This window comes from Pseudomonas sp. Irchel s3a10 (genome assembly GCF_900187525.1).
Taxonomy (GTDB): Bacteria; Pseudomonadota; Gammaproteobacteria; order Pseudomonadales; family Pseudomonadaceae; genus Aquipseudomonas; species Aquipseudomonas koreensis_G.
This window is the reverse complement of sequence record NZ_FYDR01000012.1, coordinates 12,475-27,018: the sequence shown is the minus strand read 5'-3', so window position 1 is coordinate 27,018 and position 14,544 is coordinate 12,475. Positions and strand designations below refer to the sequence as shown.

General features: G+C 63.3%; 8 protein-coding genes. 5 read left to right on the top strand and 3 right to left on the bottom strand.

The genetic code is table 11. From position 1 onward, the window contains the following. Positions 1–208: 208 nt before the first annotated feature. Positions 209–2,239, top strand: coding sequence for a methyl-accepting chemotaxis protein (locus tag CKW11_RS24960; RefSeq protein ID WP_095139814.1), 2,031 nt, complete (start codon positions 209–211; stop codon positions 2,237–2,239). 117 nt (positions 2,240–2,356) lie between these two features. Here CKW11_RS24960 and CKW11_RS24955 read toward each other — a convergent pair whose 3' ends face one another. Both CKW11_RS24955 and cra read right to left on the bottom strand, forming a co-directional pair. Continuing rightward, the gene (locus tag CKW11_RS24955; protein WP_095139813.1) at positions 2,357–3,133 is read right to left on the bottom strand and encodes a TatD family hydrolase; all 777 of its coding nucleotides are present in this window, start codon (positions 3,131–3,133) and stop codon (positions 2,357–2,359) included. Between the two features lie 3 nt (positions 3,134–3,136). After that, a complete protein-coding gene (gene cra / locus CKW11_RS24950; protein ID WP_095139812.1) occupies positions 3,137–4,132 on the bottom strand; it encodes a catabolite repressor/activator in 996 nt (331 codons plus the stop codon). A 306-nt stretch (positions 4,133–4,438) separates the two neighbouring features. Between cra and ptsP the strand changes: the two genes are divergently transcribed. From ptsP to CKW11_RS24930, 4 genes are all read left to right on the top strand, one after another. After that, positions 4,439–7,300 (top strand): phosphoenolpyruvate--protein phosphotransferase, encoded by a 2,862-nt coding sequence (ptsP, locus tag CKW11_RS24945; protein WP_095139811.1) that lies wholly within the window; start codon positions 4,439–4,441, stop codon positions 7,298–7,300. Then, positions 7,300–8,241, top strand: a complete 942-nt coding sequence (gene pfkB, locus CKW11_RS24940; protein ID WP_095139810.1) for a 1-phosphofructokinase — start codon at positions 7,300–7,302, stop codon at positions 8,239–8,241. The genes ptsP and pfkB overlap by 1 nt, the downstream gene beginning before the upstream one ends. A gap of 11 nt (positions 8,242–8,252) precedes the next feature. Then, positions 8,253–9,986: a PTS fructose-like transporter subunit IIB gene (locus tag CKW11_RS24935; protein ID WP_095139809.1), complete on the top strand. Its 1,734-nt coding sequence runs from the start codon at positions 8,253–8,255 to the stop codon at positions 9,984–9,986. A 172-nt stretch (positions 9,987–10,158) separates the two neighbouring features. Then, positions 10,159–11,700 carry an alkaline phosphatase gene (locus CKW11_RS24930; protein WP_095139808.1) on the top strand — a complete coding sequence of 514 codons (1,542 nt, stop codon included), beginning with the start codon at positions 10,159–10,161 and terminating at the stop codon, positions 11,698–11,700. A gap of 117 nt (positions 11,701–11,817) precedes the next feature. Here CKW11_RS24930 and CKW11_RS24925 read toward each other — a convergent pair whose 3' ends face one another. Continuing rightward, the gene (locus CKW11_RS24925; protein WP_095139870.1) at positions 11,818–14,346 is read right to left on the bottom strand and encodes a sulfite reductase flavoprotein subunit alpha; all 2,529 of its coding nucleotides are present in this window, start codon (positions 14,344–14,346) and stop codon (positions 11,818–11,820) included. Between the last annotated feature and the right edge of the window lie 198 nt (positions 14,347–14,544).

Sequence of the window (14,544 nt, the reverse complement as noted above, 5' to 3'; positions counted from 1 at the left end):
CGCGTCCAAGCGATTTGCGTCTGCTGCGCAGCCGAGCGGGAGCAAGCTCCCTCGCCACAAGGTGAGCGATCTGCCCCAGATAGCCGTTAACCTTAAGTTACAAAACCTCCCGCCGATTTGAGCTATACAGAGACAGCGCCCGATAGTGGCTATCTGCTGTCGCCCTGCGCCTGCCAATAAAAACAAGAAAAACCAAGGGAGACTTCCAGTGAAGAGCTTGCTCTATCCCGCCGTCTCGCTGATGAACCGTCTGAGCTTCGGCATGAAGTTCAGCCTGATCAGCGTGCTGTTCCTGGTGCCGATGCTGGTGACCAATTTCTATCTGGTGCGCGATTCCTATCGCGAATTCCAGGGCACCCGGATCGAATTGCAGAGCCTCGATCTGCTGGGTAGCAGCCTGAGCCTGCGCCGGGACCTGGAGACGCTGAACAATCTGGTGCAGATCAACGTCACCCTCGGTCAGTCCGGCAAAGCCGACAACCTCGAAGCGCAGATCAGCAGCCTGGAGCAAACCGTGCTGGCGCGTCTGCAAGGTCTGCAAGCGATGACCGACGCTCCCGAGCAGATCAAACTGTTCGACGGCAAACGCGATGAAATGATCAGCGCGTTCAAGGCCCAGCAGGCGGAAAGCTCCCTGCAAAGCAAAAGCGCGATGATCGGCAAGCTGCTCGGCAACGCGCAGATCTTCAGCCAGATCGTCACCAGTCAGGCCGGTCTTAGCCGCGACAACCAGAGCGACATCCGCCAGCTCAGCGAGCTGCTCACCCATATCACCCCGGCCGTGACTCAGACCTTGGGCGAGGGTCGGGCCATCGGTTCGTATTCGTTGGGGCAAGGCTTTCTCAACAGTTCGTCGAGCAGCCGTTTCGACGAGTTGCTGGCGCAGATCGAAAAGCTCCAGGCCGAATACGCGTTGAAATTGCAGGACGCCCTCGACTCCAGCAAAGCCGCGCGCGCCAGCCTCAGCGCGCCGGCCGACAGCAGCAAGGCTTCGCTCAAACAGACCAGTGAACTGTTTGAAGCGAAAGTCGTGATGGCCGAGACCCTCGATACCCCGTGGCAGGCGTTCTATGACCAGGTCACCGCGCTGATGGACACGACCTATCAACTCAACGACGCGACGCTGAAATTCCTCGATACCCAATTGCAGCAGCGCCTGGCGCAAAACCGCACGCACATGGTGTTGCAGGCGGTGGCGCTGGCGGTGGTGTTCGTGCTGATTTTCTATCTCTACGGTGGTTTCTACGCCTCGACCCGCACCACGCTCAAGCGCCTGGGCGCGATGATGGACAAGGTCGCGGCTGGCGATATGACGGTCAATTTCAAGGCCAACAGCCGCGATGAATTGGGTGAGCTGGGGGAGGTGTTCAACGGCACCGTGAGGAAAATCCACGACCTGATCGAGCGGGTCGGGCAGACCGTGGCTGAGGTCGAGCGCCAGGCCGGGCAGGTGGAAACCGTGTCTGCGCAAAGCAATCAGGCAGTGGCCGGGCAGCGCACGCAGATAGAGCAAGTGGCGACGGCGATGAACCAGATGTCGGCGACCTCGCTGGAAGTTGCACGCAGCGCGGCGGCAGCGGTGAGCAGCGCGCACAGCGTCAACGATGAGACCATTAGCGGTCGCGGGCTGGTCGAGGCGCAGCAGGGCAGCATTACCGCGCTGGCCAGCGAGATCGATCAATCGGTGCTGGTGATCAACCAGTTGGCCAGCGACAGCCAGTCGATCAGCCGCGTGCTGGAAGTGATCAAGAGCATTGCCGAGCAGACCAACCTGCTGGCGCTCAACGCTGCCATCGAAGCGGCTCGCGCCGGCGAGCAGGGCCGAGGATTTGCGGTGGTGGCGGATGAAGTGCGCACCTTGGCCAAACGCACCCAACAATCGACCGAAGAAATCGAGCAGATGATCGCCAAACTGCATGGCGGCGTCGGCGCGGCGGTGAAAGCCATGGGTGTCAGCCATCAGATGGCCAACGGCACGGTCGGGCAGTCGGAAAAGGTCCAGCAGGCGCTGGAAAACATCCTCGGCGCGGTAGGCATGATCGTTGATCAGAACCAGCAGATCGCTGCTGCCGTGGAGCAACAGACCGCCGTGGCCCATGACATCGACCAGAACATCGTCGAGATCAACCGCGCCGGCGAGCGCACGGCCCAAGGGGCGCACCAGACCGAGGACGCCAGCCGGGCACTGTCGGCGCAGGTGGTGGAACTCAAGCAGCTGATCAGCGCGTTCCGGGTCTGACACCCGCAGATCGAAATGTGGGAGCGGGCTTGCTCGCGAAAGCGGTGTATCAGTCAACGACTATGCCGACTGGCACGCCGCTTTCGCGAGCAAGCCCGCTCCCACAGGGGGTATGGATTACCAACCGAAGATTTCACAACTGTTGGCGGTACTGGCGGCAGCCAGTTGTTGTGGGCTGATATTCATCAGCTGGGCCAACGCCTCGCAAATCGCCGGCAGGTGCGCGGGAGTGTTGCGCACACCTGGATACATCGCCGGCGCCATGTCCGGAGAATCGGTTTCGAGCACGATCGAGTCCAGCGGCAACTCTGCCAGCACCCGATGCATGCGCAACGCCTGTGGCCAGGTCGGCGCACCACCCAGCCCCAGTTTGAAACCGAGCTTGATGTATTCGCGTGCTTCTTCGCGGCTACCGGCGAAGGCGTGGATGATCCCGGCGCGTTTGAGCTTGAAGCGTTTGAGCGTGGCGATCACCGCCGCGTGGCTGCGGCGGACGTGGATCAACGCCGGCAGTTCGAAATCTGCCGCCAGTTGCAGCTGCGCCTCGAACAGCGCCTGCTGGCGTTCGCGGTCGAGGGTCTCGATGAAGTAATCCAGACCGATCTCGCCCACTGCGCACAACTGTCGATGGCCGCGCAGCCGCGTCAGCCAGTCGCCGAGTGCGTGTAGATCTTCGGGTTGATGCTGATCGAGGTACACCGGATGCAGACCGAATGCCGCGTACAAGTCGGCATCGCTCTGCACCAGATCCCACACCCGCTGCCAATTGCCCTGATAAACCCCCAGCACCACCATCCGCCGCACCCCGAGGGCGCGGCTTTCGGCGAGCAACGCTGAGCGATCGGCGTCGAAGTCGGGGAAGTCGAGATGGGTGTGGCTGTCGATCAGCTCCACGGCTCAGTCCCGGTGAATGCGCTGCTTGAAGGTCCGCGCGATGGCCTGCACGCCAGGCTTGTATTGCGATTGCTCGACGGCGGCCAGCGCCAGTTCCAGCGCTTTGTCGGCGATCAACTGGTGCTGCTGGGCCATGGCGTTGACCGGCAGCGGCAGGAAGTCGAGCAACTGCGTGTCACCGAAGGTGCCCAGGCGCAGCGGACGGGATTTGAGCGGGAAGTCATGCAGCGCATCGAACACGCCCTGCAGCAGCACGTAGGACGTGGTCACCAGCGCATCCGGCAAATGCCCCAGACGCTGCAGGAGTTCTTCCATCAGTTGCTTGCCGCATTCGCGGCTGAAGGACTCGGCGTGCTCGATCAGCACTTCGCCTTTGAAGTCGACCAGTGCCTGCTTGAAGCCGGCAGCACGTTCCTGACTGATGCTCAGCTCCGGACGCGCGCCGAGCAGCACGATCTGTTTCGGCTGCGGGTCGAGCAGGCTCTGGGTCAGGTGCAGGCTGGCTTCGCGGTCGTCACTGATCACCGAGCAGAAGTGCTCGGGTTCCATGACCCGGTCGATGGCGATGATCGGCAGACCCTTGGCCTGCAACTGGCGATAGCTGTCGTCACCGGCCGGCAGGCAACTGGCGACGATCAGCGCATCGCAGCGGCGCGCCTTGAACAGTTGCAGCAACTGGCGCTCGCTGTCCGGCGCATCGTCGGAACTCGCAATCAGTAACTGATAACCCCGTGCCCGCGCGCCTTGCTCGAGCAGTTTGGCGATCCGCGCGTAACTGGGGTTTTCCAGATCCGGCAGAATAAAGCCCAACGTGCGGGTGTGCCGACTGCGCAACCCGGCCGCTTGTGGATTGGGGGTGAAGCCGTGCTGTTCGACGACCGCACGCACCCGCTCGACCGTGGCGTTGCTGATGCGTTGCTGTTCGGCCTTGCCGTTGATGACGTAGCTGGCGGTGGTCACGGACACTCCGGCCAACCGCGCGATATCACTGAGTTTCAACCCGGGATTTCCTTGTTTTTTCGAGCTTGCCGCCACATTTTCGCCAATCCTACCCGATTCGGGCAGACGACTATTGTCGCAGCGCATCCGACAAGTTGGACTTCAAGGATGAGACATTATCGAGTAACGTGCCGATCAATCTAGATTAAACGTTTCAGCAAGCGTATTTTCTACGTTTTAGACGCCTTTGGCCGGTTCTGCCGTGAAACCGCCAAAACTGCCGCTGAAAAGCAGGCTGACCAGCGCCTAAGCTGTGACCATTCAAAACAATATCCTGGCGCATCCATGTGCCAAAAAGGAGATCGCATGCTCGAGCTCACTATAGAGCAGATATCCATGGGCCAATCGGCTGTGGATAAACCCGCCGCCCTGCAATTACTCGCCAATCATCTGGTGGCCGATGGCCTGGTCGCCGATGGCTACCTCGCCGGCTTGCAGGCCCGGGAAGCCCAGGGCTCGACCTTTCTCGGCCAAGGTATCGCCATCCCCCACGGTACGCCCGAGACCCGCGATCAGGTATTCGCCACCGGCGTGCGCCTAATGCAGTTTCCCGAGGGCGTGGATTGGGGCGATGGTCAGATCGTTTATCTGGCGATCGGCATCGCCGCCAAATCTGACGAACACCTGCGCCTGCTGCAACTGCTGACCCGCGCCCTCGGCGAGACCGATCTGGGCCAGGCCCTGCGCCGCGCCAGCTCGCCGGAAGCGCTGCTGAAACTGCTGCAAGGCGCGCCACAGGAACTGGCGCTGGATGCGCAGATGATCGGCCTCGGCGTGTCGGCTGACGATTTCGAAGAACTGGTCTGGCGTGGCGCACGACTGCTGCGGCAGGCCGATTGTGTGAGCAACGGTTTTGCCGGTGTGCTGCAACAAGTCGAAGCGCTGCCGCTGGGTGATGGCCTGTGGTGGCTGCACAGCGAGCAAACCGTGAAGCGCCCGGGCCTGGCCTTCGTCACCCCGGACAAACCGATGCGTTACCTCGGCCAGCCACTGAGCGGTCTGTTTTGTCTGGCGAGTCTCGGCGAGGCGCATCAGGCACTGCTTGAGCGCCTGTGCGCATTACTCATCGAAGGCCGTGGCCATGAACTGGGCCGCGCCACCAGCAGCCGCAAAGTCCTCGAAGTGCTCGGCGGCGAACTGCCGGCCGACTGGCCGAGCGCGCGCATTGCCCTGGCTAACGCCCACGGTCTGCATGCACGTCCGGCGAAGATCCTTGCGCAACTGGCGAAGAGTTTTGACGGCGAAATCCGCGTGCGCATCGTCGACAGCGCGGACAGTGCCGTGTCGGTAAAAAGCCTGAGCAAACTGCTGAGCCTCGGCGCCCGTCGCGGTCAGGTACTGGAGTTGATCGCCGAACCGGGCATCGCCGCTGACGCCTTGCCTGCATTGCTGGCCGCTATCGAAGAAGGCCTCGGTGAAGAAGTCGAACCGCTGCCGGCCGTGAGCCAGCAACGCGAAGTCATCGCTGATATCGCCGAAGTGCTGGTCGCCCCGGCGTCCGGCGCGCAGTTGCAGGCGATCCCTGCCGCGCCGGGTATTGCTATCGGCCCGGCGCACATTCAGGTGCAGCAGGCGATCGATTACCCGTTGCGCGGCGAGTCCGCCGGCATTGAACGCGAGCGCCTCAAGCAAGCGCTGAGCGATGTGCGCAGTGACATTCAGGGCCTGATCGAACGCAGCAAGGCCAAGGCCATCCGCGAGATCTTTATCACCCACCAGGAAATGCTCGACGACCCGGAGCTGACCGACGAAGTCGACACCCGCCTCAAGCAAGGTGAAAGCGCCGAAGCAGCGTGGATGGCGGTGATCGAAGCGGCGGCCAAACAACAGGAATCGCTGCAGGACGCGTTGCTCGCTGAGCGGGCGGCTGATCTGCGGGACATCGGCCGCCGGGTGCTGGCGCAACTCTGTGGCGTGCAGACGCCGAACGAGCCTGAACAACCGTACATTCTGGTGATGGATGAAGTCGGCCCGTCGGACGTCGCGCGACTCGATCCGGCGCGGGTAGCGGGGATTCTCACCGCTCGCGGCGGCGCCACCGCGCACAGTGCAATCGTCGCCCGTGCTCTCGGAATTCCTGCGCTGGTGGGGGCGGGCGCTGCGGTGTTGCTGTTGGAACCGGGCACGCCGTTGCTGCTCGACGGCCAGCGCGGTCGCCTGCACGTCGACGCCGATGCCGCGACCCTGCAACGTGCCGCCGAAGAACGCGACACCCGCGAGCAGCGCCTCAAGGCCGCCGCCGAACAACGTCATCAACCGGCGCACACCACTGACGGTCATGCCGTGGAAGTGTTCGCCAACATCGGTGAAAGCGCCGGGGTTAGCGCTGCGGTCGAGCAGGGCGCCGAGGGCATCGGTCTGCTGCGCACCGAACTGATTTTCATGGCCCACCCGCAAGCGCCAGACGAAGCCACTCAAGAGGCCGAATACCGGCGCGTTCTCGACGGCCTCGCCGGGCGGCCGCTGGTGGTGCGCACCCTTGATGTCGGCGGCGACAAACCGCTGCCGTATTGGCCGATCGCCAAGGAGGAAAACCCGTTCCTCGGTGTGCGCGGCATTCGCCTGACCTTGCAGCGTCCGCAGATCATGGAAGCGCAATTGCGCGCCTTGCTGCGTTCGGCGGACAACCGTCCGCTGCGGATCATGTTCCCGATGGTCGGCAGCGTTGAAGAGTGGCGTCAGGCCCGCGACATGACCGAACGCCTGCGCCTGGAAATCCCGGTCGCTGATCTGCAACTGGGGATCATGATCGAAGTACCGTCAGCGGCCTTGCTGGCGCCGGTATTGGCCAAGGAAGTCGACTTCTTCAGCGTCGGTACCAACGACCTGACGCAATACACCCTGGCCATCGACCGTGGTCATCCGACGCTTTCGGCCCAGGCTGACGGCCTGCACCCGGCGGTGCTGCAACTGATCGACATCACCGTGCGTGCCGCGCATGCCCATGGCAAATGGGTCGGTGTCTGCGGCGAACTGGCGGCGGATCCGCTGGCGGTGCCGGTGCTGGTCGGCCTTGGCGTCGATGAGCTGAGCGTGTCCGGTCGCAGCATCGCCGAGGTCAAGGCGCGCATCCGCGAACTCAGCCTGACCCAGGCGCAAACCCTTGCTCAACAAGCCCTGACCGTGGGCAGCGCGAACGAAGTGCGTGCATTAGTGGAGGCCCTGTAATGGCCAAGATTCTCACCCTGACCCTCAACCCGGCGCTGGACCTCACGGTCGAGCTGTCACGCCTGGAGGCCGGTCAGGTCAACCGCAGCGACGAGATGCACACCCACGCCGCCGGCAAAGGCGTGAACGTCGCCCAGGTACTCGCAGACCTCGGGCATCAACTGACGGTCAGCGGCTTTCTCGGCGAAGACAATCTGCAAGCCTTCGAAACCCTGTTCGCCAAGCGCGGCTTTGTCGACGGGTTCCTCCGTGTGCCGGGGGAGACGCGCAGCAACATCAAGGTCGCCGAGCACGACGGGCGCATCACCGACATTAACGGCCCAGGGCCGGTGGTCGACGCGGCGGCGCAGCAGGCGCTGCTTGAGCGTCTGCTGCAGATCGCCCCGGGGCATGACGCGGTGGTGGTCGCCGGCAGTCTGCCGCGCGGCGTCAGCGCGCAGTGGTTGCGCGAGTTGATCGAACGCCTGAACGGTCTCGGCCTGAAAGTCGCCCTCGACAGCAGTGGCGAAGCCTTGCGCGCGGCCATTGAAGCGCGCCCGTGGCTGATCAAGCCGAACACCGAAGAACTCGCCGATGCGCTCGATTGCGATGTGGTTTCGCACGCGGCCGAAGCGCAGGCAGCGGCGTGCCTGCACGCCAAGGGTATCGAGCACGTGGTGATTTCCCACGGCGCTGACGGTGTGAACTGGTTCAGTGTCGGCTCGGCGCTGCATGCCACGCCGCCTAAGGTCACGGTCGCCAGTACGGTGGGGGCCGGCGATTCGCTGCTGGCCGGCATGCTCCACGGTTTGCTCAGTGCCGATACTCCCGAGCAGACCCTGCGCACGGCCACGGCGATTGCTGCGATGGCGGTGACGCAGATCGGTTTCGGCATCAACGATTCGGCGCAACTGGCGCAGCTCGAACAGGGCGTACGCGTGCGTCCCCTGACAGAACAATAAGAGGGTTTGTCATGAAACTAGCCATTGTCACGGCCTGCCCGAACGGCATGGTCACCAGTGTGCTGTGCGCCCGCCTGCTCGATGCGGCGGCTCAGCGTCAGGGCTGGAGCACCAGCGTTGAAGTGGTCGATGCGGCGCACCCGGAGCGCGAATTGTCGGCCGCCACCATTGAAGCGGCGGAGTGGGTGTTGCTGGTGGTCACCGGCGACATCGACATGACGCGTTTTGTCGGCAAGCGCGTGTTCCGCATCGCCCCGGCGCAAGCGCTGCAGGATGTCGAAGCGGTGCTGCGTCGCGGTGCCGAAGAGGCCGAAATTTACGTCGCCAGCGAAGCCGTCCCGGTTGCCGCTGCGCAACGTGCGCCGCGCATCGTCGCGATCACCGCGTGCCCGACCGGCGTCGCCCACACCTTCATGGCCGCCGAAGCGTTGCAGCAAACCGCCAAGCGCCTGGGCTATGAACTGCACGTCGAAACCCAAGGCTCGGTCGGCGCGAAAACCCCGCTCAGCGCAACGGCGATTGCCGAGGCTGACGTGGTGTTGCTGGCGGCCGACATCGAAGTCGCCACCGAGCGTTTCGCCGGCAAGAAAATCTATCGTTGCGGCACCGGGATTGCCTTGAAGCAATCCGAAGCGACACTGAAAAAAGCCCTCGCCGAAGCTCAGGTTGAGAGCGCTGCGAGCGACGGCAAGGCGCCGGCCAAGCAAGAGAAAACCGGGGTCTACAAACACCTGCTGACCGGTGTTTCGTTCATGCTGCCGATGGTGGTGGCCGGTGGGCTGATGATCGCGCTGTCGTTCGTCTTCGGCATCACCGCGTTCAAGGAAGAAGGCACGCTGGCGGCAGCGCTGATGCAGATCGGCGGCGAAACCGCGTTCAAGCTGATGGTGCCGCTGCTCGCCGGTTACATCGCCTACTCGATCGCCGACCGCCCGGGCCTGGCGCCGGGGATGATTGGTGGCTTGCTCGCCAGCACGCTGGGGGCAGGGTTTATCGGCGGGATCGTCGCCGGGTTTATCGCCGGTTATGCGGCCAAGGCCATCAGTCGTTATGTGGCATTGCCGCAGAGCCTCGAAGCGCTGAAACCGATTCTGATCATTCCGTTGTTCGCTAGCCTGATCACCGGTCTGGTGATGATCTACGTGGTCGGTAAACCGGTCGCGGGGATGCTTGCGGCACTGACGCATTTTCTCGACAGCATGGGCACCACCAACGCGATTCTGCTCGGCGTGTTGCTCGGCGGCATGATGTGCGTCGACCTCGGCGGGCCGATCAACAAAGCCGCGTATGCCTTCTCGGTGGGGCTGCTGGCTTCGCAGAGTTATGCACCGATGGCCGCGACCATGGCTGCCGGCATGGTCCCGCCAATCGGGCTGGGCATCGCCACGTTCATCGCCCGCCGCAAGTTCGCCCAGACCGAGCGCGAGGCCGGTAAAGCGGCGCTGGTGCTGGGGCTGTGTTTCATCTCCGAAGGGGCGATTCCGTTTGCCGCGAAAGACCCGCTGCGGGTGATTCCGGCGAGCATCGCCGGTGGTGCGTTGACCGGCGCGTTGTCGATGTACTTCGGCTGCAAACTGATGGCGCCGCACGGTGGCTTGTTTGTGCTGGCGATCCCCAATGCGATCAATCATGCGTTGCTGTATCTGCTGGCGATTGTCGCGGGGAGTCTGTTGACTGCTGTTGTCTATGCGACGGTCAAGCGCCCGGAAGCTGTTGAGTTGGCGCTGGAACCCGCCAAAGCCTGACACTGCAATACCCCTGTGGGAGCGGGCTTGCTCGCGAAGGCGTCGTGTCAGTCGATATTTCTTTAACTGATACACCGCTTTCGCGAGCAAGCCCGCTCCCACAGGGGGGATGTGCTGTCATGCCGGATTCATCATCCCGTGCTTAAGTTTTCCTTTTTCCAGGGAGAACAGCATGAGCGATTTCAATCCGGGGCGTCGACGGGTCATGCAGGTTGTCGGTGCCGGGCTGCTGATGCCGGGGCTGGCGCCGGCGGTGATCGCGTCGGTCAAGGATCGGCCGCAACTCACCGACGGCGTGCAGTCCGGCGACCTGCAAGGTGACCGCGCGATGATCTGGAGCCGCAGCGACCGTCCGGCGCGGATGGTGGTCGAGTGGGACACCCGCAGTCAGTTTCGCCACCCGCGCCGTGTAGTCTCGCCACTGGCCGATGCGCGCACCGACTTCACCGCCCGGGTCGAACTCACCGGGCTTCCCGCCGATCAGGCGATTTTCTATCGGGTGTATTTCAAGGACGCACAATCCGGCGTCGCCAGCGAGCCGTGGCTCGGCCATTTGCGCAGCACTCCGAAAGCGCGGCGCAACATCCGCTTCGTCTGGAGCGGCGACACCGTCGGCCAGGGCTTTGGCATCAACCCGGACATCGGCGGCATGCGCATCTACGAATCCATGCGCCTGCGCCTGCCGGACTTCTTTATCCACAGCGGCGACACCATCTACGCTGACGGCCCGGTGCCGGCGCAACTGACCACCGAGGGTGGGCGGATCTGGCGCAACCTCACCACCGAAGCCAAGAGCAAAGTCGCCCAGACCCTTGACGATTATCGCGGCAACTACCGCTACAACCTGATGGACGAAAACATCCGCCGCTTCAACGCCGAAGTACCGCAGATCTGGCAGTGGGACGACCACGAAGTGGTCAACAACTGGTCGCCGGGCAAGCAGCTCGACGAACGTTATCAGGAAAAAGATATCCACACCCTGGTCGGCCGCGCGCGCAAGGCCTGGCTGGAGTATTCGCCGATGCGCCTGCAGGCGGCCGATGGCGGCGGACGGATTTATCGCAAGCTCGGTTACGGGCCGATGCTCGATGTGTTCGTGCTCGACATGCGCAGTTATCGCGGCGCCAACGACGACAACCTCGGCGCGGCCAAACCGTTTTTGGGGCGTGAGCAACTGGACTGGCTCAAGCGTGGCTTGAAGCACTCCAAGGCACAGTGGAAGGTGATCGCCGCCGACATGCCGATCGGCCTCGGCGTGCCCGACGGTGAAGTCAGCCCGGGCGTGGCGCGCTGGGAGGCCGTGGCCAACGGTGATCCCGGCCCGGCGCAGGGACGTGAGCTGGAAGTCGCCGAGTTGCTGGGTTTCCTGCGGGCGCAACAGGTACGCAATTTCGTGTTCCTGACGGCGGACGTGCATTACTGCGCAGCGCATCACTACCACCCGGATCGCGCGGCGTTTCAGGATTTCGAACCGTTCTGGGAATTTGTCGCCGGGCCGCTGAATGCCGGGAGTTTCGGCCCTAATCCACTGGACAAGACCTTCGGCCCGGAAGTGGTGTTCCAGAAGGCCCCACCGACGCAGAACGCTTCACCGTTTGCCGGGTTTCAGTTTTTTGGCGAGGTGAACATCGAAGGGCAGAGCGGGGAGATGAGCGTGGTGTTGCGGGATTTGAATGGGGTAGCGGTTTTCGAGCAGAAATTGCAGCCCGTCTAGACGCTGCAGAACCTGTGGGAGCGGGCTTGCTCGCGAAGAGGGTGTGTCAGCGAATTGGATATCGACTGGCACGGCGCCTTCGCGAACAAGCCCGCTCCCACCGGGTAATGATGGGTGTCAGTACACGTCGCGGCGATAGCGGCCCTGTTCGATCAGACGTTCGACTTCGGCGGTGCCGAGGATGTCGTTGAGTGCCTGATCGACGCCGGCGGCCATGCCCTGCAGGCTGCCGCAGATGTAGATCACTGCGCCGTCAGCCAGCCACTTTTTCAGCTCGTCAGCAGATTCGCGCAGGCGATCCTGGACGTAAATCTTTTGCGCCTGATCCCGCGAAAACGCCAGATCGAGTCGCGCCAGATCGCCATTGATCAACCACTCTTCCAGCTCTGCACGGCAAAGGAAGTCGTGCTGACGATTGCGCTCACCGAACAGCAGCCAGTGACGCTGCTGACCGTCGGCGATGCGTGCTTTGAGCAGACTGCGCAGACCGGCGAGGCCGGTGCCGTTGCCCAGCAGAATCATCGGCACCGCTTCGTTCGGCAAGTGGAAGCCACTGTTGCGCCGCACGCGCAGGCTGATGCTGCCGCCCACGGGCGCATGCTCGGTCAGCCAGCCGGAGCCGATGCCCAGGCTGCCGTCGCTGTGTTGTTCCTGACGCACGATCAGTTCCAGCACGCCGTCGGCGGCAATCGAGGCGATCGAGTATTCGCGCATGGCCAGCGGCACCATCGCATCCACCAGCGCTTGTGCATGCAGGCCGACCAGATGCGCGCGATGCTCGGGCAACTGGCGGCTGGCGAGGGCGATTTCCAGTGGCTCTTCGAGGCCGTTGACCTTCACCGTGGTTTCGCCACGAATGCCGAGGCCGTCGAGGAAATGTTCGATGGCCCACGGGCAGTTGCGCGGCAGCACTTCCACGAGGTCGCCGGCCAGCCAGCTGCTGGTGCTCGGTGCCTTCAGGCCCAACAGGTAAACCGGCGCGCCGCTGCTGTCGGGGTTCATCAGTTCGCGGCTGACCAGCGTCCAGTTGTCGTAGCTCGGCGCTTGCCAGGTGTCGACCGGCGCCTGCCCGGTCAACTGTCCGAGCTGGGTTTGCCAGTGACGCAGGGCGTAGGGGTCGCCGCTGTCGACTTCGACCGGGGCGAACAGGGTCTTGCCGCCGTGCTCGCCGAGCCACTGATGCAGGCGTCGGGCGAAACCGCAGAAATTCTGGTACTGGCGGTCGCCGAGGCCCAGCACCGCATAGTTCAGGCCGTCGAAGCTGGCGGCGTTGCTCAGCACTTTGCGCTCGAAACCGCGGGCGCTGTCCGGTGCTTCGCCGTCGCCGAACGTGCTGACCACGAACAGCGCGTTATTCGACTCACGCAGATCCTGCGCGCTGACGTTCGCCAGCGGCTGCACCTTCACCGGCAACCCGGCGGCCTGCAATTGTCCGGCGGTCTGCCACGCCAGTTGTTCGGCAAAACCGCTTTGGCTGGCGAAACCCACCAGCCATGCCGGTGCATCAGCGGCCGGTGCCTGAAGACCTTTGCGCGCGTCCTGAATCTGTTTTTTCTTGCGCCGGCGATCCAGATACAGCAGCCACCCGGTGATGAAAAACAGCGGCATGCACACGGCGGCGAGGGTGACAATGATTCGTCCGACCAGACCGAAATAGCTGCCGACGTGCAGCGCGTAAATGCTGGTCAACAGCTGCGCCTTGAAGCTCTTGTCGGCGTAGCGGTCGACACGTTTGACGATGCCCGTGACCGGGTCGAGGGTGATCTGATTCAGTGCGCGATCATGCGGCGAGCTGTCGAGCAGATAGAACACGGTCGCCGGTTGCCCGGCCACTGGCGGCATGCGGATGTTGTAGGCCGACAGGCCCGGGCCGGCGGCGCTGTAGATGCTGCTCCACATCGCGGCGTAGTCGGCGGTGGGTGCCGGGCCCTCCGGCGCTGGCCCGCGACCACCGCGCACGCGCTCGTTTTGCGGCGCGTCGGAAAGCAGTCGGGTCAGGCCTTTGTTGTACCACTCGTACGACCAGGACAACCCGGTCAACGCCAGCAGCAGGTACACCAGCAGGCACCAGGTGCCGGCCACCGAGTGCAGATCCCAGTTGAAGCTGCGGCCCTTTTTCTTCCAGTCGAGGGTCAGCCACACGCGCCAGCTGTTCCACTGGCGCGGCCAGCGCAGGTACAGCCCGGAGAGGCAGAAGAACAGCAGAATCAGGGTGCAGGCGCCGGTGATGTTGCGCCCGGTGTCGCCCATGGCGAGAAAGCGGTGCAGTTGCAGCATCAGGCCGAAGAAGTCCTGGCCAACCGCGTCGCCCATGAACTCGCCGGTGTACGGGTCGAAGTAGCGCATCTCGCCACGACGTTCGCCTTTGGGCGGGGTGAAGTAGACGCGTGCGGCGTTGCCGCTGTCGGTCTCGACCCAGAGCATCGCGACTTTCTTGCCGGAAGTCGCTTCGATGTGTTCCACCAGCTCGACTGGAGGCAGGACGCCAGCGACCTGTTTTTCCACCTGCAACACCGACGGGTTCAGCGCCCGCAGGATTTCGTCCTGGAACGAATAGGCGGCACCGGTAATGCCCATCAGGGCCAGCACCAGCCCGGCAGTGATGCCGAAAAACCAGTGCAACTGGAAAAGGGTTTTCTTCAACACGTCGCTCGCCTTGTCCGTTCGAAAATTTGTCATCACGGCGCGCATTATGCCGTGGGTTGTCGAGAGCTTCTTTGATTACGCACAAAGGCCCCGTTCAATCTAATGAACGGGGCCGGATCTGCTGATTGCATTAACTGTGGGAGGGGGCTTGCTCGCGAATGCGTCGTGTCAGTCGATATCTATTTCACTGACACATCG